The following is a 22,789-nucleotide window of genomic DNA, read 5'->3' on the forward strand; positions in this document are numbered from 1 at the left end:
GGAGCGAAAAGATGAGCAGGAATACAATAAGACAGAAAGAATTGAGTGAAGAAGTTCAGGAAGAACTACAAGAAACTGTCGAAGAAAAGGCGGAAGAAACAGAAGCGTTTATTAAAACGCTTTTTACCGTTGGAGACCTTTCTTTAAACAAAATTTTGGAGTATTTGCCTTTTGGAGCTTTTATCGCCTTTTTGATGTTGTTGTATATCTCTAATCGTCACTTCGCTGAGCGAACGATTCGGAGTATCGATAAAGTAAGCAAGGAAGTCAAAGAATTGGGATGGGACCATAAGTCGCTGTCGGCTGAGCTCATGAAAATGTCCACACAGACAGAAATTGCTAAGCGTGTAGATTCCCTGGGTTTGAAAGAACGGGTGGAGCCGCCGATCAAGATTGAGGTTGTAGAGAAAAAAGAAGATAAATAGAGAGAGTTATGAGTATCAGAAACACGATCCTTGTTCGCGTCTATTTTGCCTTTGGACTTATTGTGCTACTTGCATTTATGGTATTTGGGAAAATGCTGAAGTTGCAATATGTGGATGGGCAACATTGGAAAGCTTTAGCGGATAGTCTTTCTATTCAAGAACGCGAAGTTGAAGCTGCCCGGGGGAATATTTATTCCAACGATGGAAGCTTATTGGCAACTTCTGTTCCTGAGTATGAACTTCGTTTTGATGCCATGGCTATTCCTGAGGAAGAAAATGAATATTTCAACCTTAAAGTTGATTCGTTAGCGATTAGATTGGCTGGTTTTTTTAAGGATAAATCATCCCGGCAATATTTGACATTATTAAAACAGGCACGAAATAAAAAACAACGCTATGTATTGATCAAGCGTAATGTGTCGCATCAAGATTTAAAGAAGATTAAGCAATTCCCGCTGTTTAAAGCTGCTCGTGTAGGCAAAGATCGTTATCCGAGCAGTCTGATTACAGATAGACAAAATAAGCGGATTTTGCCTTTTGTGAATCTCGCTGCCCGAACCATCGGCTACAAAAATGTAAAAGAAAATATCCATGTTGGATTGGAAGGAGCTTATGGAGAGTACATTGATGGTAAAAGCGGTAAAAGACTGATGCAGCGGATCGCGGGCGGAGTTTGGATTCCAGTGAACAGAGATATTGAAGTTGCTCCGGTCGATGGTTCTGATATTATTTCAACGATTGACGTGAATATGCAAGATATGGCCCAGCGCGCATTAGAAAAACAGATGATTGTAAGTAACGCTGATGAGGGTTGTGTCGTGATGATGGAAGTGAAAACTGGTGAGGTTCGTGCAGTGGCAAATTTTATGCGGGATAAGGACGGTGTTTATCGTGAAAAGTTCAATCTTGCGATTGCGCAAAGTGCTGACCCAGGATCAACTTTTAAACTTGCCTCTTATTTAGCATTGATCGATGACAAAAAAATCGATTCAAGTACGACGATAAATATAGGAAATGGTAACTGGCCAATCTACAAGCATACAATACGCGATTCGCATGCTCCTAAAAAATCCATAGTCTCTGCTAAAAGAGCCTTTGAAGAGTCTTCGAATGTTGGGGTTACCAAATTTGTTTACCAAGCGTATAAAGACAATCCGGATCAGTTTACGTCGAAATTACATTCCTTCGGATTTGGAAAGACATTGGATTTGCAGATTCCGGGAGAAGGCATTCCCTTGGTAAAGACTTCAAAAAGTAAATCCTGGAGTGGATTGTCTCTGGTGCAGATGGCTTATGGTTATGAGATGAAGATAACTCCGTTACAGACTTTGACATTTTATAATGCTGTTGCAAACAACGGGAAATTGATCGCTCCGTTATTTGTCAAAGAAATTAGGCATTTAGGAAATACAATTCAGCGTTTCGAGGCGAAAGTTATCAACGAGAAAATAGCATCGGATCATGCGTTGGCCGAGGTAAGAGGAATGATGGAAGGTGTGATGACCGAAGGGACAGGACGGAGTGTTGCCAGTCCATTATATACCTCGGGCGGTAAAACAGGAACCGCTCAGATGGCAGATGGGGCGAGAGGTTACGGAGCTAGACGATATCAATCTTCATTTGCGGGATATTTTCCGGCTGAAGATCCTAAGTATTCCATTATCGTTGTGATTCGGAATCCGAGAAATGGTTATTATGGTGGATCGGTGGCAGGGCCTGTTTTTAAAGAACTAGCAGATATGGTTTATGCCAATGACATGGAGATGCAAGGGAAAAAATCATTCAAAGCCGTGAATGTAGGTGGAAGAATGCCCTTGACTTTGCAAGGGTCAAGAGAAGCTAGTAAAAAAGTATACGAAAAATTGGGTATTAATGCCGTGAATTGGGGTATTGTGGCGAGAGGTGAAGTGGATACATCGAATAGAGGTATACCCTTTGTGGATTTGAAATATAAAGAAGGAATTGTTCCAAATGTAGTAGGCATGGGCTTGATGGATGCATTATATGTGATGGAAAATGCAGGATTTAAAACACATGTATTTGGAAAGGGAAGAGTGGGAGCGCAATCTTTGGCCGCGGGTCAAAAGCTTCCATTTGGAACGGCGATAAATTTAGAACTTAAGTAATGATGGATTTAAAAAAAGTATTGCATGCTATCCCTGTTCAGCAGGTGGTGGGAAACCTCGAAGAGGTCGAAGTGCACTCTTTGTGCTTTGATTCCAGAAGAGTGGAGCTGGGAAGTTTATTTATCGCTGTAAGAGGTGTGCAGACAGATGGACATTTGTTTGTCGATAAAGCGATCACTTCCGGTGCTAGAGCAATTATCGTCGAGGAGCTTCCGGCAGAGACATTGGACTCGGTAGCCTATATCCTGGTTGCGGATTCCGCTTATGCTTTGGGGGTTGCTTCTGCCAATTTCTATGGCAATCCATCGGAGCAACTTAAGCTGGTTGGTGTGACTGGAACAAACGGAAAAACAACGGTGGCAACACTGTTGTTCCAGTTGTTTTCTGACTTGGGATATCATGTGGGCTTGTTGTCAACCGTACAGAATCAAATTGCTGCGCGCATAATTCCCGCAACACACACGACCCCGGATCCTATCCAGCTGAACAAGTTGTTACGGGATATGGTAGATGACGGTTGTGATTATGCTTTTATGGAAGTCAGTTCACATGCTGTGGTGCAAGAGCGTATTGCGGGATTGGTGTTTGCCGGCGCGATATTTACGAATATTACACATGACCACTTAGATTTTCATAAAACTTTTGATAATTATATCAAAGCGAAGAAAAAGTTCTTTGATGACTTGGATGCACATGCATTTGCGATAACAAATGCAGATGATCGGAATGGACAGGTCATGCTACAGAATACCGTTGCGCATAGAAAGAGTTACGGCTTGCGTACTGGCGCTGATTTTAAAGCAAAAGTTATCGAAAGCCATTTTGATGGGATGTTGATGAGCATCGACGGAAAAGAGGTATGGGTAAAATTAATTGGCGACTTTAATGCATATAATCTGTTGGCAGTGTATGCTGCAGCAATCTTATTAGAGCAAGAAACAGTGAAAGTACTGACCGCATTAAGTACGTTGAAGGGGGCAGAAGGCCGTTTTGAAACGATGAAATCTGCTTCGGGTGTTTTTGGGATCGTAGACTATGCGCATACACCAGATGCCGTAGAAAACGTGTTAAAAACAATAAGTTCTTTGCGACGTCCGGAACAAAAAATTATTACGGTTTTGGGTTGTGGTGGTGATCGTGACAAAACGAAGAGACCAGAAATGGCGGAAGCAGCTTTACGTTATAGCGACCGTTTTGTGATTACGTCGGACAACCCACGCACGGAAGACCCTTATCAGATTATCAAAGATATTGAGGCTGGTGTCGGAGCTGATCAAAAGGCAAAAACACTCTCAATTGCTGACCGTAAAGAAGCGATACGTACAGCCTATCAATTGGCAAATCCAGGTGATATTATTTTAGTTGCTGGAAAAGGACATGAAAAATATCAAGATGTGAATGGTGTAAAACACCATTTTGATGATAAAGAAATTTTAGAGAATACATTTAACGAGAAATAGAAATATGTTGTACCATCTATTTACGTGGCTTAGCGAATATATCCATATACCTGGAGGCGGGTTGTTTCAATACATCTCCTTTCGGACCTCAATGGCTGTAATTGCTTCATTGATTATTACCACGGTTTTTGGGGGGAAATTGATCCAGTTCTTGCATAATAAGCAAGTTGGGGAGACAATTCGTGATTTAGGGCTTGAAGGTGAAAAAAAGAAAGCTGGTACGCCTACAATGGGAGGTATTATAATCATTGCTGGGATTTTAATTCCTACCTTGTTATTTGCCAAGCTGACGAATATCTATGTGATTATCATGATCGTAACGACATTGTGGATGGGTGCGATAGGTTTTTTGGATGATTATATTAAAGTCTTTAAGCATAATAAAGAGGGCTTAGCGGGGAAATTTAAGGTTGTCGGCCAAGTTGGTCTAGGGGCAATTATTGCCTGTACGATGTATTTCCATCCGGATATTGTTGTTCGAAAAGGAGTAGATAAACCGACTTCTACTAAGCCGGTGGAAGTGGTTATCAATGAGGGGACAGGAGAAAAAACGTACGCTGAAAATGTAAAATCTTCTAAAACAAATATCCCGTTTTATAAAAATAATGAATTTGACTATGCCAAGGTATTCAAGATGTTTGGCTTGCAAAGCGACTACCTGACTTTTATCGTCTTTTTAGTTGTCGTTATTTTTATCGTTACCGCAGTATCCAATGGCGCTAATATTACCGATGGAATAGATGGTTTGGCAACGAGTACTTCTGCGATAATTGGGATTACATTGGCAATTTTAGCTTATGTGTCCGGCAACGTGATTTTCTCTGACTACCTCAATATTATGTATATCCCCAACTCTGGTGAACTTGTAATTTTTGCTGGAGCCTTCGTTGGAGCTTGTGTAGGTTTTCTATGGTATAATACTTATCCTGCGCAAGTTTTTATGGGAGATACAGGTAGTCTGGCAATCGGTGGTATTATTGCGGCGTTTGCTATTTTGATTCGTAAAGAATTATTAATTCCAATCTTGTGTGGTGTGTTTTTGTTGGAAAATCTTTCGGTCATCTTACAGGTTTCTTATTTCAAATACACCAAAAGGAAATATGGTGAAGGAAGAAGGATTTTTTTAATGTCGCCTTTGCATCATCACTTCCAAAAGAAGGGTTACCATGAAGCGAAAATTGTCACTCGTTTTGTCATTGTGGGAATAATTTTGGCCATTCTGACAATAGTAACATTAAAAATTAGATAACGATGTCAAATATCTCAACAACATATTATCCTCAATCAGGAAGCCTGGTCATTTTAGGTGCAGGCGAGAGCGGTGTAGGGACGGCAATCCTTGGAAAGGAAAAGGGATATGATGTATTTGTATCCGATAAAGGACTGATAGCGGATCACTATAAAGAGCAATTAAAAGCTGAAGGGATTGCTTTCGAGGAGAGTAACCATGACGAAGACCGGATATTGAATGCAGTACTTGTTGTTAAGAGTCCTGGAATTCCAGAAACAGTGCCATTGGTAGTTGCCTTAAAAGAAAAAGGGGTTCCTGTAATAGCCGAAATAGAGTTTGCGGCCCAATATACAACGGCCAAGTTGATCTGCATTACAGGGTCTAATGGAAAGTCAACAACAACTATGTTGACCTACGAAATGCTGAAGCATGGTGGCCTTAATGTTGGTTTGGCAGGCAATATTGGAAAAAGTTTCGCCCTTCAAGTGGCACGGGAAAATTTTGACTGCTACGTGTTGGAAATATCCAGCTTCATGTTGGACGATATGTACCATTTTAGAGCAGATATTGCAGTAATACTTAATATCACGCCAGATCATTTGGATCGTTATGACCATAAAATGGAAAACTATGTAGATTCTAAATTCAGAATGATTCAAAATCAGACTGAAAAAGATTATTTTATATACTGTTTAGACGATCCCGAAACAATAAAAGGATTGGAGAGACATCACAGTAAAGGGACCTATTTACCTTTTACACAAGAACAGCTTGTTGAATTGGGGGCTTATTTAACCGCCAATAAAACAATGATTATTAACACACCAAATAACGATACATTCACTATGAGAGCTGAGGAATTGTCATTGCAGGGGAAGCATAATATTTATAATAGTATGGCTTCTGGATTGATTGCAAAAGTGCAGGAGTTGAGAAATCAATCCATGAAGGAAAGCATGGGATCGTATGTGAATATCCCACATCGTCTCGAACATGTTGCTTGTATCGGGGGAGTCAATTATATCAATGACTCTAAAGCGACTAATGTCAATTCAGTGTGGTACGCTTTGGAGAGCTTTTCAACACCAATCGTATTATTATTAGGGGGAGTAGATAAAGGAAATGATTATAGTATGCTGGCTGATTTAGTGAAAGACAAAGTACACGCTATTGTTTGTTTGGGCAAAGATACCGCAGCAATTCATAAGGCTTTTGAACAGGATGTTGAAATTATTGTCAACAGTACTTCCATGCACGATGCTGTTATCTTGTCTTCACATTTAGCCAAAAAGGGAGATACCGTATTATTGTCTCCGGCTTGTGCAAGCTTTGACTGGTTTAAAAACTATGAAGACCGTGGCGATAAATTTAAAGCAGCTGTAATGGAATTATAATAAACGGTATAACCAAAGGAAGAAGGATATGTTACAGAACATAATGTCTAAATTAAAAGGTGATCGATGGATATGGATCATTGTGATTATCTTGTCGGGATGGTCACTTTTGGCTGTATACAGTTCGGTCGGAACCCTAGCCTATAAAGAAGGTAAGGGGACAGAAATGTATCTGTTGAAACATTTTTCGATCATCGTCATTGGATTTGTTTTGATGTATCTCTCGCATAAGCTGGATTATCGTTATTATGCGGGTATTTCTAAAATCTTAATGGGGATCACAATACCTTTATTACTTTTTACTTTATTATTTGGAAGTAGTGTAAATCAGGCGAGTCGTTGGTTGACGATTCCGGGTATTGGGATGACTTTCCAGACATCCGATTTGGCCAAGTTGTCATTGATTGTTTTTCTTGCACGGATGCTGTCTCGCAAACAAGAGGAAATCAAAGATGTGAAGAAAGCCTTTCTTCCTATTATGGGATCAGTATGTGGTGTTTTCGTACTGATAGCATGGGCCAACATGTCGACTGCGATTATGCTATTTGGTGTTAGCGTACTGTTGTTGTTGATTGGCCGAATATCCTTTAAACAGATTGCAATTGTTTCTGCAGGTGTGGTTTTGTTGGGAATTATTGTTGTCTCCATCGGACCGAGACGAGCAACTTACTATAGTCGGGTAAAAACATTTTTGGGTGTAGAAAAGAAGGAAGAATCAGCTAGTCCGGTCTCATTTCAGGATGATAAAAACTATCAGGCCAATAACGCGAAGATTGCAATAGCGACGGGAGGACTCTTTGGTAAAGGTCCGGGGAATAGTGTTCAGCGCAACGTATTGCCACATCCGTATTCCGATTTTATCTATGCAATTATTATTGAGGAATATGGGACAGTCGGTGGCGTAATCCTGCTATTTCTGTACTTGGCTTTTATGTATCGATGTATCCGAATCGTCACGATGAGTCCCAAAGCTTTTGGGACATTCTTGGCCGCAGGCTTAGGTTTTAGTTTGACTATACAGGCGCTGGCAAATATGGCGGTAGCAGTAGGATTAGGACCTGTAACTGGGGTGCCGTTACCATTGGTAAGTATGGGTGGGACATCCATTTTGTTTACAAGTGTTGCCTTGGGAATTATCCTAAGTGTGAGCAGGAATATTGAAGAATTAAAAGGAAAAGAGCAGCTGGACGAAAAGCCGAAACCTAAAAAAGTGGTGATCGGTTCGATTCCAGCTTAAAAAATATATTGAGCATGGCAATTCGTGTAATTATAAGTGGGGGTGGTACCGGAGGACATATTTTTCCGGCGATTTCAATTGCAAATGCATTGAAGACGATGGATCCTGCAAATGAAATTTTATTTGTGGGCGCCAATGGTCGGATGGAAATGGATAAGGTGCCTGCTGCGGGTTATGCTATTGTTGGACTTGATATTCAAGGAATCAACAGAAAGCAGCTTTGGAAAAATATTCTATTGCCATTTAAATTAATGAAAAGCCTCAATAAGGCAAAAAAGGTAATCCGGGATTTCAAACCGGATGTTGCAGTAGGTGTTGGCGGTTTTGCTTCGGGACCATTATTGATGATGGCAAATAAATTGGGGATCCCGACAGTGGTACAAGAGCAGAACTCTTATGCTGGTGTCACAAATAAGAAAGTCGGTGCTAAAGCGGCAAAAATCTGTGTAGCCTACGAGGGTATGGAACAGTTTTTCCCAGCTGATAAAGTATTGTTGACAGGAAATCCCATCCGAAGAGAATCTGTTGCTATTGAAGGAAAAAGAGCTGCGGCATTGGAATTCTTTGGATTGGATCAACGCAAAAAAACAATCTTAGTGTTGGGCGGGAGTTTAGGCGCCAGAACATTGAATGAAAGTGTGGTTGCCTTTTTGGATTTGCTGTCCAAAGAGGATGTACAGGTGATTTGGCAATGCGGGAGCTTTTATATCGACAAACTTCGACTAGAACTCGAAAAAAAACTTCCTGCAAATGTGAAGATGATGGCATTTCTTCAAAAAATGGATTATGCCTATGCTGCTGCTGACGTAATTATTAGTCGGGCAGGAGCAGGTACCATTTCGGAACTCTGTGTTGTTGGGAAACCAGTTGTTCTGGTTCCTTCACCTAATGTTGCCGAAGACCACCAGACAAAAAATGCTATGGCTTTGGTTAACAAGAAAGCAGCACTGTTGGTGAAAGATATGGAAGCTACGCAGCAATTAATTCCAACGGCCTTGGATTTATTCAAGAATTTGGATCAAGTAGCGCAGTTGAGTGAAAACATAAAAAAACTTGCTAAGCTGGACGCGGACGTTCAGATTGCAGAACAAGTATATAAATTGGCAAATACGAAATAGATGATGAGTATGAATCTAGATGCAATAAAACAAGTTTACTTGATCGGAATAGGCGGAATCGGAATGAGTGGCCTTGCACGCTATTTTAAGCATTTGGGCTGTGAGGTGAATGGATATGACCGTACCGAGACTGAATTGACCAAAACTTTGGCCAAAGAAGGTATTTCGATCACATATCAGGATGAGGTGGGTTCTATTGATCCTATTTTCCATCAGCCAGCGGCTGCTACATTAGTCATATTTACACCTGCAATTCCTAAAGATTCCAAGATTAAAGCTTTTTTTGAATCTCAGGGGCACGTGTTATATAAAAGATCACAAGTACTGGGTATCATCAGTGAAAGCCGATTTACAATTGCGGTAGCAGGGACACATGGTAAAACAACTACGTCTACGATGGTCGCGCACCTATTGAAAGATTCTGGATATGATTGTTCCGCTTTTTTAGGTGGTATCAGTTCGAATTACGATACCAATGTGCTTTACGGAAACAATAATACGGTGGTGGTTGAAGCAGACGAATTCGATCGTTCATTTTTGACGCTCCATCCGAATATCGCGATCGTGACTTCTTCGGATGCGGATCATTTGGATATTTATGGGGATAGGAGCCATTTAATCGAATCGTTCCAGCTGTTTTTGGATAAGGTTGTTGAAGACGGTACGCGTATTATAAAAAAAGGATTGGAATTTAAAGGACAGATCAGCTATTCTGGTCACGAAGTGGCCGACGCTTATGCATCCAATGTCCATGTCAGGGAAGGTGAATTTTACTTTGATTATCAAGATGTCCATGGAAAAATTGAGGATATTCATTTGGGTATTCCGGGAATTCACAATGTTGAAAATGCCGTAGCTGCTATTACCGTGGCTCGTTTACTAGGTATTTCAGCGGAGGCAATTAAAAAAGCATTGACCACATTTAAGGGAGTAAAAAGACGATTTGAATACATTGTTCGTACACCGGAAGTGGTGTATATCGACGATTATGCACATCATCCTGAAGAATTACGCGCTTTTTTGACCTCAATGCGCAAATTATATCCAACAAAGAAGTTGAACGTCGTATTTCAACCACATTTGTTTACGAGGACCAGAGATTTTGTGGATGGATTCGCTGAAGTATTATCCATGGCAGATAATCTACTCTTGATGGAGATATATCCCGCGCGTGAACTTCCGATTGAAGGGGTGAGTTCAAGCTGGTTATTGGATAAAATTACAGCACAGCATAAACAGATCGTGACGGGCGAAGAAGTACTGGATTTTGCCCGGAATGAAATGCCGGACTTGATCGTAACTGTAGGCGCTGGAGATATAGATAAGTTGGTAAAACCGTTAAAAACGATTTTTGAGCATGCTTAGAAAATTACGTGACATACAATGGAATCGTGTACTTTATTTTACCCTATTTTTTATTGGGGTCATTGTAGTTGTTGTGATTATGACCATTGTGGGCAAACGTGATGAACAGCAGCTTTGTAAGGAAGTAAAGATTGTCATAGAGGGTACGGAAGCTTTTATAGATCAATCAGATATATCAAAACTGATAGCGCAAAACTATGGGAGTTTTGTGGGGAAGAAAATCAATGGCATTCCTTTTCAGCGTGTGGAAAAGATGTTGAAAAAATTACCTTACGTATCGGATGCAAGCATCCATGCTGATATGGATGGCACCATTAAGGTTAACATAGACCAGCGCGAGGCGGTCATGCGGGTTATCAACAAAAATGGACGAGAGTTTTATGTTGATCCCAAAGGCTTAAAGATACCAACGACCTTAAAATACATTCCGCATATCATGGTGGCTACCGGCAACATTTCCGAAGGATATAATGAGGCTTTGGATACGGTGTCAACCACATTGGTGAAAGATTTGGTGAAGGTGGTAGAATTTATAGGAAAAGATGAGCTATGGAGTAACCAGGTTGTGCAGATTTACGTGAATGCGGATCATGATATAGAGCTGGTTCCCCGCGTAGGAACGCAGCAATTAATTGTTGGATCAGCAGATTCGCTGGAACAAAAATTTGAATTATTAAAAACATTTTATACGCAGATTATGCCAAAAGTTGGAATTAACGCTTATGGTGTGGTGAATGTAAAATATGGAGGACAGATCATTTGTGAGAAGCGCGGAAATTGGAGTTTTGCCGATGATCAAACAAAAAAAATAGCAAATAATACATTATAGTAATACAGCAACAATACAGGAAATTATGAACTCAAAGGCAGCAGAAATTGAAAGAGAGAATCCAATTATCGTGGGACTCGATATTGGTACTACCAAAATTTGTGTTACGGTTGGGAGACGTAGCTCAGGGAACAAAATCGAATTATTAGGTGTGGGCAAAGCCGATTCTGCAGGAGTGAGCAGAGGGGTTGTAGCCAATATCCAAAAGACTGTGGGAAGTATTTTGGAGGCGGTGGAAATTGCCGAAGCACAGTCTAATGTCGATATTAAGGTTGTCAATGTGGGGATCGCCGGTCAACACATTAAGAGCATCCAACACCGTGGAATATTTACCAAAACAGATGGTGATGATGAGATCATTCGAAGAGATATCGAACGATTGATTTCGGATATGTATAAACTGGTACTGCCTCCAGGAGAAGAAATTATACATGTTTTACCTCAGGAATTTACGGTAGATAATGAACCGGGTATCCGCGAACCTATCGGCATGGCTGGACGTCGTATAGAAGCAAATTTCCATATTATTTCGGGAAGAGTTACCGATATCAAGAATATCAAAAAATGTATTGATAATTCCAATTTGGAAGTTGCTGAACTGATTCTTGAGCCTTTGGCATCTTCAGAAGCTGTATTGGATGAAGATGAAAAAAATGCTGGTGTTGTATTAGTTGATATTGGTGGTGGAACGACAGACGTCGCAATCTTTCATGAAGGAATTATTCGCCATACTGCTGTAATCCCATTAGGCGGTAATATTGTGACCGAAGATATTCGTCAAGGTTGTTCTGTATTGCGTTCGCAGGCAGAATTATTGAAGACACGATTTGGATCTGCTTTGGCTGATGAAAATAAAGAAAATGAAGTAATCTGTGTACCTGGCCTGAAAGGTCGGGAGCCAAAAGAAATCTCGGTGAAAAATTTGGCTTATATCATTCAAGCTCGGATGGAAGAGATTATTGAACATGTATATTACGAGATTAAGTCTTCCGGTTATGAAAATAAACTTATCGGTGGTATCGTTATCACTGGGGGTGGGGCTCAATTGAAACATTTGGTACAACTCGTTGAATATATAACTGGAATTGATTGTCGTGTCGGTTTTCCTAACGAGTATCTTTCCAAGAATGAAGTTTTACCGAAGCCACTATTTGAAGAATTGAAAAGCCCATTGTACGCGACAAGTATCGGCTTATTAATCAAGGGTATTCAATCCCATGAAGAAGAGGAAGATAGTCGTAGAGAAGCACATGCTCCAGCGAAAAAAGTGCAGGCGACCACGACGACAAAAGAGGTTTCGGAGCAACAGCAAAAGGAACAGGGACTACTATCTTGGTTCAAACGATTTATTAAGGATGGGAATGAGATTGATGACGCAAGTTTTTTAGATAAAAAGTAAGTTTTCCACAATGGTTGAAGTTTTCCACAATTTCACAAATGTGGAAAACTTTTGTTGAAATTATATTATTATTACATTACATATAGTGGGTTTGGTTCAATTTGATATCGTGTTCATTATAAGTTAAATAGGGATAAGTTATGTCAATACAGTTTGAAATGTTAAAAGAACAATCTTCAATAATTAAGGTTATTGGGGTTGGTGGTGGTGGCGGCAATGCCGTAAACCACATGTATAAACAAGGAATTAGTGGTGTAGATTTTATCGTGTGTAATACTGATGCGCAAGCATTAGAGTTAAGCCCGATCCCAAATAAAGTTCAATTGGGTATAAGTCTGACCGAAGGTATGGGTGCTGGAGCAGATCCTGATGTAGGTGAAAATTCCGCCATCGAAAGTATTGAAGATATCAAACGTATGTTGGGTACCAATACTAAGATGTTGTTTATTACTGCTGGTATGGGCGGTGGTACAGGTACCGGAGCAAGCCCTGTTTTGGCCAAGGCCGCTAAGGAATTGGGTATTCTTACTGTTGCGATCATTACTACACCATTTACATTTGAGGGTAAACGCCGTCGCTCACAGGCGGAGGAAGGTCTTTCAGAATTGCGCAAATATGTAGATTCTTATCTTGTTATTTCTAATGACCGTTTGCGCGAAATTTTTGGAAATTTAACGATGACGGCAGCTTTCGCAAAAGCAGACGATATATTAACAACTGCAGCAAAAGGTATTGCTGAAATTATTACGATCCCTGGTTATGTAAACGTCGATTTTAAAGATGTTCGCACAGTGATGAACGATAGTGGTGTTGCTATTATGGGGAATGCGATTGCGGAAGGTGAAGATCGTGCATTACGTGCAGTAGAAGGCGCTTTAGCTTCACCATTATTGAAAGACAATGAGATCGAAGGTGCTCGCTATATTTTGTTGAATATTACTTCTGGAACGAAAGAAGTCACCATGGATGAAGTAGCGATCATTACGGATTACATTCAGGAAAAAGCTGGTTTATCAGCTGATTTGATCTGGGGTAACTGTATCGATGAAAACTTTGAAGATGAGTTGTCAGTGACAATTATTGCGACTGGTTTTCAAACTTCAGAGGAACGTGATAAAGAGCGTGAAAATACGAAAGTGTCCATGCCCTTGACACCTGAACCGGTAAATTCTTTTGTTAAACCTGTTTCTCAGGTTGCGCCAAAAGAAGCAGCAGTTGCCAATAGTTTTGTCACTCCGGTTCAACGTGTGGATACACAGGCTCCTTCAACAAATACATCGACACCAAATAATTTGCAGTCTGACCTGTTTACTTCACCAAAAAATGCCGTACAGCAACAGGTTGCAATAGAAGAACCACAAGTAATACGTCATGATTTGGGTTTTGATGGCGCTTATGAAGAGGAAACTTCATTTGCTGAAAGTGATTTTCAATTGAAAACTTCCCCTTCTGTTTTTCAGTTTCAAATGCCGACGGTATTTGATTCATATTCAGCCCCATCTGCGTCAGACTATGATGACAAACCAACGTTCTCCTCGAGCACAACGAATGAGCAGGTTGAAGTACCTCAGGTAGAGGAAGAGCAGGTGTCATTTGAAGATCAATTGGTGCGTACGAAAGAACGTATCTTGCGATTGAAAGAATTAAGCATGAAATTGAAATCTTCAAACGGCCTCCATGAGCTGGAGAATGAACCTGCTTATAAAAGAAAGCAAATGTCCTTGGAGGATACACCACACTCTTCGCAATCACAGGTGTCTCGCTTTACCTTGTCTTTTGAAGATGGAAATACGGAGATTCGCCCCAATAACTCATTTTTACATGACAATGTCGATTAATTGAATTGATACAAAATACTAAAAAAGCCATCCGATCGATGGCTTTTTTAGTATCTTTAAATACCGATAGAATACAATTATATAAGCTATGACTACAAAATTAAATAACCCTGTATGGGTGATGAGTTCTGCCTTTGATAAATTGTCATTACCAGAATTGATTCAGACAACAAAAAAAATTGGCGCCGGTGGAATTGACCTTTGTGTTTTTAGAAAAGATGGCACACGTGAAGATCACACGGCTACACATTTGGATTATGAGGGATTTACACCTGAAAAAGCTAAAGAAACGCTTGAATTATTTAATCAGGCCGATCTAAAGCTTTCGCTCGGTGCCTTTGAAAATATGATCGGGGGGGATCCAGAGCAACGTGTCAAAAATCAGAACCATTTATTGAAACTGATTCGGATAGCCCACTTGTTGGGAGGTGATGAAAATAATGTTAAAGTCGGTACTTTTGTCGGTTATAATCACGACCTGGGGAATCAGCTAGATGGATTTCAAAAAAATCTAGAAGAATATAAACGTGTATTTGAACCGATTGTTAATTATGCTGAAAGCCTTGGGGTAACAATTTTATATGAAAATTGCCCGATGGAAGGCTGGCGTTCTTCACGTTATAGCTCTACCTATAATAACTTACCTGCTGTTTTGGCTGCACGAAAATTGATGTATGCCCTGGTGCCTAGTAAGGCGCACGGCGAAATTTACGATCCTTCACATGATGTTTGGCAAAACACAAACCCAATTGATGTTATTCGCAATACCGATATGAGTCGATTACAGCGTATACATGTGAAGACCACGCGCAATCTACAGACGACGGCTCGCGTAGATTGGGGTGGGATGTACCCGATGCAACATGTAGGTGCTGAACTAGCAAAAAAGGCCAATGTAAGCATTCCCGATCATGATTGGGATAGACATCATTATGAAGCCATGTTGCCTGGATTCGGTGGATCTGATAGTATGGACTGGCGAGGCTTTGTGGACCTGTTACAGGAACGCGGTTTCAAAGGGCCTTTTGAAATTGAAAATGAGGCTAAAAATTCGAAAGATACAGGTGATTTCTCCGCAACTGTACAAGGATTTACTACCTGTCTTAACTTTTTGGCTCCTATGTTATGGGATCTGGAAGCTGAAGTAGGTTATGCTTTTAAAAAATCAGAACCCTTAAAAGACCTTAATATAAAAGATGTTCCAGTTATTACAATGGATGATCTGATCTAGAAAAATACGCTCCAGCAATATTTTAATTGCTGGAGTGTATTCTGAAAAGTTCAATTAGTTCCGGAATATTGGAAACATTTAATTTCTCGAATATCCTACTTTTATAGGTGCTTACCGTTGATGGGCTTAGCTCCAGTAGACCGGACACCTCGATGATTCCCAGTCCTTTAATAAGCTGTTTTGCTACATCTACCTCCCTATTTGAAAGCCGAGCCAAGGGATTTAACTTGGTTAGTTCCGATTTACTCTGCGTCAGTTTTTGAACATAGAGGTCTTGCACATTGCTCGACATATATTTGCCTCTTTCTTGGATAGCTAATATAGCGTGGCTCAATTCGGCCATAGCGGTATTTTTATTAAGATAACCAACTGCTCCTGCTTCTATATAACGTAACGCATATAACGATTCATCATAAGATGAAAAAATTAAAATTTTAATGGCAGGCTGAATTTGTAAGATTTCTTCAACAACACGAATATTATTTCCTCCAGGCATATTGATGTCCAGTAATAATAAATCAAATTCTTCAAGTTTTATCTTTTCCAGTACCTCATCGAAATTTTCGGCTTGAAATATTTCTGCTTTCTTAAGAGTTTCCTTAATAATAACGGAAGCTCCCAGTCGTACAATGCCGTGGTCGTCTGCAATAAGAATCTTCTTCATAGATACATTATCTTATTCCGGGTTTTAAATTATCATATGAAATTTAACGTACTATCAATATACAATATATCTTGATATTTAGCCCTAGTTAACGAGCAAATATAGCAAATTAAGTTTAATAAAAACTTGAGCTTATTGTTTTAGGGCTAATTTTAAAAATAGGATTTAAGTGAGAAAATTTGGATGAATAAATGACCTGTTATAAAAAATTGGTATATTTTAATTAGATTTATATGACAATTACTAGATTTGGTGAAATTAAAAATTAAATGATTTAAATATGGGATTTTTAAAAGAGTTTAAAGAGTTCGCAATGCGCGGTAGCGTTGTTGATTTGGCTGTCGGTGTTGTCATCGGTGGGGCATTTGGTAAAATCGTAACGTCGTTAGTCGACGATATTATCATGCCTCCCATAGGGTATTTAACTGGTGGAGTGGACTTTTCATCGAAGAAGATTATACTCAAGGCTGCTGATGAGGCCACCAAACAGGCTGAAGTTTCCCTTAACTACGGGAATTTTATCAATGTGGTGATTCAGTTTTTGATTGTTGCATTTTGTATTTTCTGTGTTATTAAAGCGCTAAACTCTTTAAAACGTAAAGAAGAAGCTGCTCCAGCTGCCCCCGCTGCCCCAACTAAAGAAGAAGCATTGTTGACTGAGATCAGAGATATTTTGAAAACTAAATAAGTTCAATTTTTATTTGATATGAGCGCATTACAGAGCAGGCTTACTGCTCTGTAATTTATTTTTAAGATTTAATAGATCTGTTTTTTAGACTGGCAATGAATAAATTAGCGTAGGCTTTTTACTTAATGTCTAAATGTTCTTAATATTGTTTGTTTTTGTCTAAAATAAACTTTACTTTTGCATTCCTCTTGGGGAGTTTTGTATTAATTGAAGTAAGAACAAATTAGCATAATAGCGTCATGAAAAGAACATTTCAGCCATCGCAAAGAAAAAGAAGAAACAAACACGGTTTTAGAGAGCGCATGAGCTCTGCAAACGGTAGAAGAGTATTAGCTTCACGTAGAGCTAAAGGTAGAAAACGTCTTACAGTGTCTGACGAATACCGTCACAAAGGTTAATCTTTGACAAAGATCGGTGGCCGCTTATAAGAGCTTTTTCTAATAAGATCAAGTCATCGTATGAGAAATACATTTACAAAAGAAGAACGGTTATGTGCGAGGAAGCGTATTGATACGCTTTTTAAAAGCGGTTCTTCTTTTGTTTTGTACCCTTTTAGAATTGTTTTTGTTCTTGAGAAAAACAGTGAGACTGAAATTCTTCCCCCCTGTCAGTCTATTATATCAGTTTCCAAACGTCGGTTCAAAAAAGCAGTAGATCGCAATACAATTAAACGTATGATGCGTGAAAGCTATCGTCTTCAAAAATCGAATGATTTGATTCCTTTTTTGTTGAAACATAATGTAACTTTGTATTTAGCTATTCAATACGTGGGAAAGCAGATCTTAACATATGATGTGTTTCATGCCGCGATGAATAAAATGCTGAAAAAATTACAGGATGAATGTGCTGGTACTTATTTGGAAAAAAGGAATTAAACCTTTCTTTAGTTTTATTTTCTTAGCTATTATTCGTTTCTATCAACTATTTATTTCACCCTCCCTCGGTGCTAATTGTAGATATACACCGACTTGTTCGCAATATGGCAAGGAAGCTATCTTAAAATATGGACCTTTTAAGGGTGGCTGGATGGCTTTGAAGCGAATAGCCCGTTGTAATCCATGGGGTGGCCATGGCCACGATCCTGTACCTTGATTTCAATAAAACGATGAATAACTTAATTTTACAAATTGATACCTCAACTACCGTATGTTCGGTTGCGTTAAGTGAAGATGGAGAGACCTTAGCTGTGATTGATCTGGACGAACCTAATGCACATGCTGCCAAACTGACCGTTTTAATAGAACAGATTTTGCGTCAGGCAGATCGTTCGGTAAAACAGCTGGCTGCTATAGCAGTGAGCATGGGCCCCGGTTCTTATACTGGACTGCGTATTGGCGTGTCTACCGCAAAAGGTCTTTGTTATGGCTTAGATGTACCTCTGATTGCAATAAATACACTGGAAGCTTTATTTTTTGGGTACAAGGGACAGTTTGGGTTACAGGAGCACGAAGCCTTTATTCCTATGTTGGATGCACGTCGTATGGAAGTTTATTCTGCGGTTTACAACCATCATAGTGAACTTGTAAAATCTACAGCAGCAGAAATTATAGCCGCCAATTATTACGATGAACTGTTGGCCGTTTACAGCCGCGTTCATCTCTTTGGATCAGGGGCTGATAAATTTGAGGCATTGTTTGCAGGTAACGATCGTGTGAATGTACAGCTTAGATTTAGGGCTTCAGCGGCATTTTTATCTAAATTGGCATTTAAAAAATTTCAAAATAAAGCGTTCGAAGATATTGCCTACTTTGAGCCTTTCTATCTGAAAGACTTTGTGGTCATGACAAAGAAAAAGGTTGGCTCATAACCAACCTTTTCTTTTGAACCAAAGATAAATCGCTAGTGAAATTGCAATCATGATCGCAATCGCTATGGGGTAGCCATAATACCACTCCAGCTCTGGCATATTTTTAAAATTCATCCCATATACTCCAGCTACAAATGTAATTGGCATGAAAAAAACAGAGAATATCGTCAAAATACGCATGATTTCATTGGTGTGGTTCGAGGATATGTTAAAGAATACGTTTAGTAATTGTGCTACGTTTTCAGATAAGTTTTCATATAGCGTGGATGTACGTATTTGAAGGTCTTTTAAATCCCGGGTGTAAACATCTTTCTTCGAAGAGGAATGAAAATGCTCGATAACCTCTTTATATAGAAAAATAACCTTTCTGGCGACATCTATCTGTCGTTTGATAAAATATAGGTTTTTCAGGACAGGCTGTTGTTTCATGCGTTTCAGAAAGATCAGTTCTTCATAGAAATCGATGCGTGTGGATAATTGTTCCAAAGTCTTGCTAAAAGTGAAAACCGCAGCTGTTGTAATAAATACAGATAGTTTTCGGCTATTTTTTGTCTTTACGCTCGTAAATTCAATATTTTTGAGTTTCTCCAGAAATTCGATACGGCGCTTATGGACGGTAATGACAAAATCACTGCCATAAAAGATGGTTAGACGATCCGTTACTTCTCCTATACTATCCGAATTCTCTTTAAAATTGTCGGACATGACCCGGAGAATAATAAAGGTATAATTTTCAAATTCCTCTATTTTAGGAAGGTGTTCCGGTTCTTTGGAATCTTTAATGGAGGCTTCATTTAGATTGTATCTTTCCTTGATGAATGTGAAGTCCTCCGAGGTAGGTTCAAAGATATCAATCCATTCGTAGTTTGCGATTTCCTTTTCAACAATCGTTTTGATCATAAATCTAATTTTACAATACAAGATACTAAACAATTTTGTTAGCTGCCAATAGCTGCGGACAGGTATTGGCCGATATTACATTGCTTAACTGAGATCTGGAGACCTAAAAATAAAAAAGCCATCAAATTACAATGATGGCTTCCTTAAATTTTTTAGATTTCTTACTTGCTCGAAGATTTGTATTCTTCATTTAACTGTTTGATAACTTCGTTGGTGATTTCCAGTGAAGGATCAGCATACAATACCGTAGGATTGGATTTAGAATAAGTCAGTACAAGTTTATAACCGTTATCTGAAGCATGTTTTTTCAAAAACTCAGTGATTTTATTGTACACGTTGTTGAATTCTTCTGATTCATCTTTGGCTAGGGATGAAGAGGCCGTTTGGTCTAATCGGGCTAGTTCATCTTGTTTGCGAGCCAATTTTTGTTCGGTAGCTTGTCTGTCTGCCGCAGACATTGTAGCAGCATTTTTTTGATATTCGGCAACCTCACGTTGAAATGCAGCGCTTTTTGCTTGAAGATCAGCCTGTGCCTTTTTTACCTTATTTTCAAGTTTTGACTTAATGTCTTTAAAGTATTGATATTTTTCAGAAAGAGAATCTGAATTCAAATAGACGATTTTATCCTTACTACTTCCTTGACTCTCTTTGCTTACAGCGTTTGAATCATTTTTCGACGGCTCATTTTGTGTTTTAGCTCCTTGGTTACATGAGACGATCGTCCCAGTCAATAAAAGGCCCAAGGAAACTTTCGATACAATTGAAAATATAGTGTTCATTTTTTTATTATTTGCAAATTAATACTAAAACAAACCTAACATAAAAAAATCGAAAATCTAATTTTTAATCCTAAAAAAGTAAAATTATTGAGCATTTGATTGTTTCAGATTATCGGTGTAATACTTCGATACAGACTTGATAAATCGGGCAAAATTTCGTATTTTTGAATATTACATTTAACAGTTTTTCAATGAGCGAAGAAAAGAAAAATGCATCCACCTACTCGGCCGATAATATTCAGGTATTAGAGGGTTTAGAGGCGGTTCGTAAGCGTCCATCCATGTATATTGGTGATACCGGTGTAAAAGGATTACACCATTTGGTATACGAGGTTGTAGACAATTCAATCGACGAAGCTGTAGCAGGGTACTGTACAGATATCTTTGTTACTATCCATAAAGACAATTCAATTTCTGTTCGAGATAATGGTCGTGGTATCCCTACCGGAATCAATAAAAAAGAGAATAAATCAGCGTTGGAACTCGTGATGACGGTATTACATGCTGGTGGTAAGTTTGATAAAGATACCTACAAGGTGTCTGGTGGTCTACATGGTGTGGGTGTATCTTGTGTGAATGCTTTGTCTACACTTTTGAAAGCTGAAGTACACCGTGATGGAAAGATATACCAACAGGAGTATCAAATTGGTAAACCTTTATATGATGTAAAAGAAGTTGGGGTCTCGGATAAGACCGGTACAATTGTAACATTCCATCCCGATGCGACGATATTTACGCAGACTACGGTATATAATTATGATACTTTGGCGAATCGGCTTCGTGAACTTGCCTTTTTAAATAAAGGGGTGAGTTTGACATTGAATGATGAACGTGAAACCAATGAAGACGGTTCGGAAAAGAGAGAGACTTTTCATTCTGAAGGTGGTTTAAGGGAATTTGTCAAATTTTTAGATGGTACACGTCAGGCATTAATTCCTGAACCGATCTATGTTGAAGGAATTAAACAAGGTATTCCTGTGGAGTTGGCCTTGCAATATAACGATACTTATTCTGAGAACGTTCATTCTTATGTGAATAATATCAACACAATAGAAGGCGGTGCACATGTGGCAGGTTTCCGCAGAGGTTTGACACGTACCTTGAAAGCTTACGCGGATAAATCAGGTTTACTTAAAAATTTGAAAGTCGAGATTACAGGTGATGACTTCCGTGAAGGATTGACTGCTGTCATTTCGGTGAAGGTTGCTGAACCTCAATTTGAAGGACAGACAAAAACCAAGTTAGGTAATTCCGAGGTTATGGGAGCTGTGGATGTCGCTGTTGGTGAGATTTTAGGTGTTTACCTCGAAGAAAACCCACGCGAAGCGAAGGCAATTGTGCAAAAGGTCGTCATTGCTGCTCAAGCGCGGGCAGCAGCGCGTAAAGCACGGGATCTGGTACAACGTAAAACGGTAATGGGTGGTTCTGGTCTTCCAGGAAAATTAGCCGATTGTCAGGATAACGATCCAACAAAATGTGAAATTTATTTTGTTGAGGGGGATTCTGCGGGTGGTACAGCGAAGTCTGGCCGTGACCGGAAACATCAGGCTATTATGCCACTAAGAGGTAAGATCCTGAATGTTGAAAAGGCCATGGAACATAAGATCTATGAAAATGAGGAGATCAAAAATATGTTCACAGCTTTAGGAGTAAGCGTTGGTACACCTGAGGATGCTAAAGCGCTCAATATAGAGAAATTGCGTTACCACCGTATCATCATCATGACCGATGCCGATGTGGATGGTTCACACATTACAACATTGATCCTGACGTTCTATTTCAGATACATGAAAGAATTGATAGAAAGAGGTTATGTGTATATCGCTACTCCACCTTTATACCTCGTGAAAAAAGGTAAAGAACACGAATATGCGTGGAATGAAGATCAACGTATCAACGCGATACAACGCTTGAAAGGAACAGGTAAAGAAGATAGTGTACATGTACAGCGTTATAAAGGTCTTGGTGAGATGAATGCGGAGCAACTCTGGGATACAACAATGAATCCTGAAACCCGTACTTTACGTCAGGTAACGATTGAAAATGCAGCAGAATGTGACCGTATTTTCTCGATGTTAATGGGCGATGAAGTGGCTCCACGCCGTGAGTTTATTGAGAAGAACGCACGTTACGCAAAAATTGATATCTAATAACAGTTTTACAACGAATAAAAAAAGGTCTGATGAANNTTCATCAGACCTTTTTTTATTTCAATTATATTTTATAACTTCATATTGATGAATCATTTATCTGCCGGGATAAATGATTCATCAGCCAACATCTAGCCAATATTAAATA

At 39.3% G+C, this 22,789-nt stretch carries 21 protein-coding genes; 18 read left to right on the forward strand and 3 right to left on the reverse strand.

Going from position 1 to position 22,789, the window contains the following annotated elements; all coding sequences use genetic code 11:
* The first annotated feature begins 11 nt into the window (after nucleotides 1-11).
* The 12 genes from B4A24_RS22500 (at nucleotide 12) to B4A24_RS22555 (ending at nucleotide 15,653) form a co-directional block, all read left to right on the forward strand.
* On the forward strand, nucleotides 12-425 hold the full coding sequence (locus tag B4A24_RS22500; protein WP_172396749.1) for an FtsL-like putative cell division protein: 414 nt from the start codon (nucleotides 12-14) through the stop codon (nucleotides 423-425).
* Nucleotides 426-433: 8 nt separating this feature from the next.
* Entirely contained in the window at nucleotides 434-2,551 is a 2,118-nt protein-coding gene (locus B4A24_RS22505) for a penicillin-binding protein (protein ID WP_293947196.1), read from the forward strand.
* Entirely contained in the window at nucleotides 2,551-4,011 is a 1,461-nt protein-coding gene (locus B4A24_RS22510; RefSeq protein ID WP_293947197.1) for a UDP-N-acetylmuramoyl-L-alanyl-D-glutamate--2,6-diaminopimelate ligase, read from the forward strand. Before B4A24_RS22505 ends, B4A24_RS22510 begins: the two co-directional genes overlap by 1 nt.
* 4 nt (nucleotides 4,012-4,015) lie before the next feature.
* Nucleotides 4,016-5,260 carry a phospho-N-acetylmuramoyl-pentapeptide-transferase gene (mraY, locus tag B4A24_RS22515; protein WP_293947198.1) on the forward strand — a complete coding sequence of 415 codons (1,245 nt, stop codon included), beginning with the start codon at nucleotides 4,016-4,018 and terminating at the stop codon, nucleotides 5,258-5,260.
* Between the two features lie 2 nt (nucleotides 5,261-5,262).
* The gene (gene murD / locus B4A24_RS22520; protein WP_293947199.1) at nucleotides 5,263-6,636 is read left to right on the forward strand and encodes a UDP-N-acetylmuramoyl-L-alanine--D-glutamate ligase; all 1,374 of its coding nucleotides are present in this window, start codon (nucleotides 5,263-5,265) and stop codon (nucleotides 6,634-6,636) included.
* Between the two features lie 28 nt (nucleotides 6,637-6,664).
* On the forward strand, nucleotides 6,665-7,873 hold the full coding sequence (locus B4A24_RS22525; protein ID WP_293947200.1) for an FtsW/RodA/SpoVE family cell cycle protein: 1,209 nt from the start codon (nucleotides 6,665-6,667) through the stop codon (nucleotides 7,871-7,873).
* Between the two features lie 14 nt (nucleotides 7,874-7,887).
* On the forward strand, nucleotides 7,888-8,991 hold the full coding sequence (murG, locus tag B4A24_RS22530) for an undecaprenyldiphospho-muramoylpentapeptide beta-N-acetylglucosaminyltransferase (RefSeq protein WP_293947201.1): 1,104 nt from the start codon (nucleotides 7,888-7,890) through the stop codon (nucleotides 8,989-8,991).
* 9 nt (nucleotides 8,992-9,000) lie between these two features.
* Nucleotides 9,001-10,356 (forward strand): UDP-N-acetylmuramate--L-alanine ligase, encoded by a 1,356-nt coding sequence (gene murC, locus B4A24_RS22535; protein ID WP_293947337.1) that lies wholly within the window; start codon nucleotides 9,001-9,003, stop codon nucleotides 10,354-10,356.
* The gene (locus B4A24_RS22540; protein WP_293947202.1) at nucleotides 10,349-11,185 is read left to right on the forward strand and encodes a cell division protein FtsQ/DivIB; all 837 of its coding nucleotides are present in this window, start codon (nucleotides 10,349-10,351) and stop codon (nucleotides 11,183-11,185) included. Before murC ends, B4A24_RS22540 begins: the two co-directional genes overlap by 8 nt.
* 25 nt (nucleotides 11,186-11,210) lie before the next feature.
* The gene (gene ftsA, locus B4A24_RS22545; RefSeq protein ID WP_104384261.1) at nucleotides 11,211-12,584 is read left to right on the forward strand and encodes a cell division protein FtsA; all 1,374 of its coding nucleotides are present in this window, start codon (nucleotides 11,211-11,213) and stop codon (nucleotides 12,582-12,584) included.
* Between the two features lie 140 nt (nucleotides 12,585-12,724).
* Nucleotides 12,725-14,422: a cell division protein FtsZ gene (gene ftsZ, locus B4A24_RS22550; RefSeq protein ID WP_293947203.1), complete on the forward strand. Its 1,698-nt coding sequence runs from the start codon at nucleotides 12,725-12,727 to the stop codon at nucleotides 14,420-14,422.
* A gap of 88 nt (nucleotides 14,423-14,510) precedes the next feature.
* Nucleotides 14,511-15,653 (forward strand): sugar phosphate isomerase/epimerase family protein, encoded by a 1,143-nt coding sequence (locus tag B4A24_RS22555; RefSeq protein ID WP_293947204.1) that lies wholly within the window; start codon nucleotides 14,511-14,513, stop codon nucleotides 15,651-15,653.
* Nucleotides 15,654-15,675: 22 nt separating this feature from the next.
* Here B4A24_RS22555 and B4A24_RS22560 read toward each other — a convergent pair whose 3' ends face one another.
* Nucleotides 15,676-16,317: a response regulator gene (locus B4A24_RS22560; RefSeq protein WP_293947205.1), complete on the reverse strand. Its 642-nt coding sequence runs from the start codon at nucleotides 16,315-16,317 to the stop codon at nucleotides 15,676-15,678.
* A 280-nt stretch (nucleotides 16,318-16,597) separates the two neighbouring features.
* On the opposite strand from B4A24_RS22560, the gene mscL reads away from it, so the two are divergent.
* The 5 genes from mscL (at nucleotide 16,598) to tsaB (ending at nucleotide 18,812) form a co-directional block, all read left to right on the forward strand.
* Complete coding sequence (gene mscL, locus B4A24_RS22565) at nucleotides 16,598-17,005, forward strand: large-conductance mechanosensitive channel protein MscL (RefSeq protein WP_293947206.1); 408 nt, start codon at nucleotides 16,598-16,600, stop codon at nucleotides 17,003-17,005.
* 239 nt (nucleotides 17,006-17,244) lie between these two features.
* On the forward strand, nucleotides 17,245-17,403 hold the full coding sequence (gene rpmH, locus B4A24_RS22570) for a 50S ribosomal protein L34 (protein ID WP_075991291.1): 159 nt from the start codon (nucleotides 17,245-17,247) through the stop codon (nucleotides 17,401-17,403).
* Nucleotides 17,404-17,463: 60 nt separating this feature from the next.
* On the forward strand, nucleotides 17,464-17,880 hold the full coding sequence (locus tag B4A24_RS22575; protein WP_293947207.1) for a ribonuclease P protein component: 417 nt from the start codon (nucleotides 17,464-17,466) through the stop codon (nucleotides 17,878-17,880).
* Entirely contained in the window at nucleotides 17,843-18,097 is a 255-nt protein-coding gene (yidD, locus tag B4A24_RS22580; RefSeq protein WP_293947208.1) for a membrane protein insertion efficiency factor YidD, read from the forward strand. Before B4A24_RS22575 ends, yidD begins: the two co-directional genes overlap by 38 nt.
* Nucleotides 18,098-18,110: 13 nt before the next feature.
* Nucleotides 18,111-18,812 (forward strand): tRNA (adenosine(37)-N6)-threonylcarbamoyltransferase complex dimerization subunit type 1 TsaB, encoded by a 702-nt coding sequence (gene tsaB / locus B4A24_RS22585; protein WP_293947209.1) that lies wholly within the window; start codon nucleotides 18,111-18,113, stop codon nucleotides 18,810-18,812.
* Here tsaB and B4A24_RS22590 read toward each other — a convergent pair.
* Together B4A24_RS22590 and B4A24_RS22595 are read right to left on the reverse strand one after the other, a co-directional pair.
* Nucleotides 18,807-19,712 (reverse strand): CorA family divalent cation transporter, encoded by a 906-nt coding sequence (locus B4A24_RS22590; protein WP_293947210.1) that lies wholly within the window; start codon nucleotides 19,710-19,712, stop codon nucleotides 18,807-18,809. The two genes, tsaB and B4A24_RS22590, sit on opposite strands and share 6 nt — an antisense overlap.
* Nucleotides 19,713-19,873: 161 nt before the next feature.
* Nucleotides 19,874-20,491: an OmpH family outer membrane protein gene (locus tag B4A24_RS22595; RefSeq protein ID WP_172396766.1), complete on the reverse strand. Its 618-nt coding sequence runs from the start codon at nucleotides 20,489-20,491 to the stop codon at nucleotides 19,874-19,876.
* A gap of 191 nt (nucleotides 20,492-20,682) precedes the next feature.
* Between B4A24_RS22595 and gyrB the strand changes: the two genes are divergently transcribed.
* Nucleotides 20,683-22,641: a DNA topoisomerase (ATP-hydrolyzing) subunit B gene (gyrB, locus tag B4A24_RS22600; RefSeq protein ID WP_293947212.1), complete on the forward strand. Its 1,959-nt coding sequence runs from the start codon at nucleotides 20,683-20,685 to the stop codon at nucleotides 22,639-22,641.
* Nucleotides 22,642-22,789 lie beyond the last annotated feature (148 nt).

Origin of the sequence: Sphingobacterium sp. UBA7249 (genome assembly GCF_002472835.1) — a bacterium.
Lineage (GTDB): Bacteria > Bacteroidota > Bacteroidia > Sphingobacteriales > Sphingobacteriaceae > Sphingobacterium > Sphingobacterium prati.

Coding starts and splice junctions, on each gene's coding strand:
- B4A24_RS22500 (WP_172396749.1), top strand. CDS start 12: ATGAGCAGGAATACAATAAGACAGAAAGAATTGAGTGAAGAAGTTCAG.
- B4A24_RS22505 (WP_293947196.1), top strand. CDS start 434: ATGAGTATCAGAAACACGATCCTTGTTCGCGTCTATTTTGCCTTTGGA.
- B4A24_RS22510 (WP_293947197.1), top strand. CDS start 2,551: ATGATGGATTTAAAAAAAGTATTGCATGCTATCCCTGTTCAGCAGGTG.
- mraY (WP_293947198.1), top strand. CDS start 4,016: ATGTTGTACCATCTATTTACGTGGCTTAGCGAATATATCCATATACCT.
- murD (WP_293947199.1), top strand. CDS start 5,263: ATGTCAAATATCTCAACAACATATTATCCTCAATCAGGAAGCCTGGTC.
- B4A24_RS22525 (WP_293947200.1), top strand. CDS start 6,665: ATGTTACAGAACATAATGTCTAAATTAAAAGGTGATCGATGGATATGG.
- murG (WP_293947201.1), top strand. CDS start 7,888: ATGGCAATTCGTGTAATTATAAGTGGGGGTGGTACCGGAGGACATATT.
- murC (WP_293947337.1), top strand. CDS start 9,001: ATGAATCTAGATGCAATAAAACAAGTTTACTTGATCGGAATAGGCGGA.
- B4A24_RS22540 (WP_293947202.1), top strand. CDS start 10,349: ATGCTTAGAAAATTACGTGACATACAATGGAATCGTGTACTTTATTTT.
- ftsA (WP_104384261.1), top strand. CDS start 11,211: ATGAACTCAAAGGCAGCAGAAATTGAAAGAGAGAATCCAATTATCGTG.
- ftsZ (WP_293947203.1), top strand. CDS start 12,725: ATGTCAATACAGTTTGAAATGTTAAAAGAACAATCTTCAATAATTAAG.
- B4A24_RS22555 (WP_293947204.1), top strand. CDS start 14,511: ATGACTACAAAATTAAATAACCCTGTATGGGTGATGAGTTCTGCCTTT.
- B4A24_RS22560 (WP_293947205.1), bottom strand. CDS start 16,317: ATGAAGAAGATTCTTATTGCAGACGACCACGGCATTGTACGACTGGGA.
- mscL (WP_293947206.1), top strand. CDS start 16,598: ATGGGATTTTTAAAAGAGTTTAAAGAGTTCGCAATGCGCGGTAGCGTT.
- rpmH (WP_075991291.1), top strand. CDS start 17,245: ATGAAAAGAACATTTCAGCCATCGCAAAGAAAAAGAAGAAACAAACAC.
- B4A24_RS22575 (WP_293947207.1), top strand. CDS start 17,464: ATGAGAAATACATTTACAAAAGAAGAACGGTTATGTGCGAGGAAGCGT.
- yidD (WP_293947208.1), top strand. CDS start 17,843: ATGAATGTGCTGGTACTTATTTGGAAAAAAGGAATTAAACCTTTCTTT.
- tsaB (WP_293947209.1), top strand. CDS start 18,111: ATGAATAACTTAATTTTACAAATTGATACCTCAACTACCGTATGTTCG.
- B4A24_RS22590 (WP_293947210.1), bottom strand. CDS start 19,712: ATGATCAAAACGATTGTTGAAAAGGAAATCGCAAACTACGAATGGATT.
- B4A24_RS22595 (WP_172396766.1), bottom strand. CDS start 20,491: ATGAACACTATATTTTCAATTGTATCGAAAGTTTCCTTGGGCCTTTTA.
- gyrB (WP_293947212.1), top strand. CDS start 20,683: ATGAGCGAAGAAAAGAAAAATGCATCCACCTACTCGGCCGATAATATT.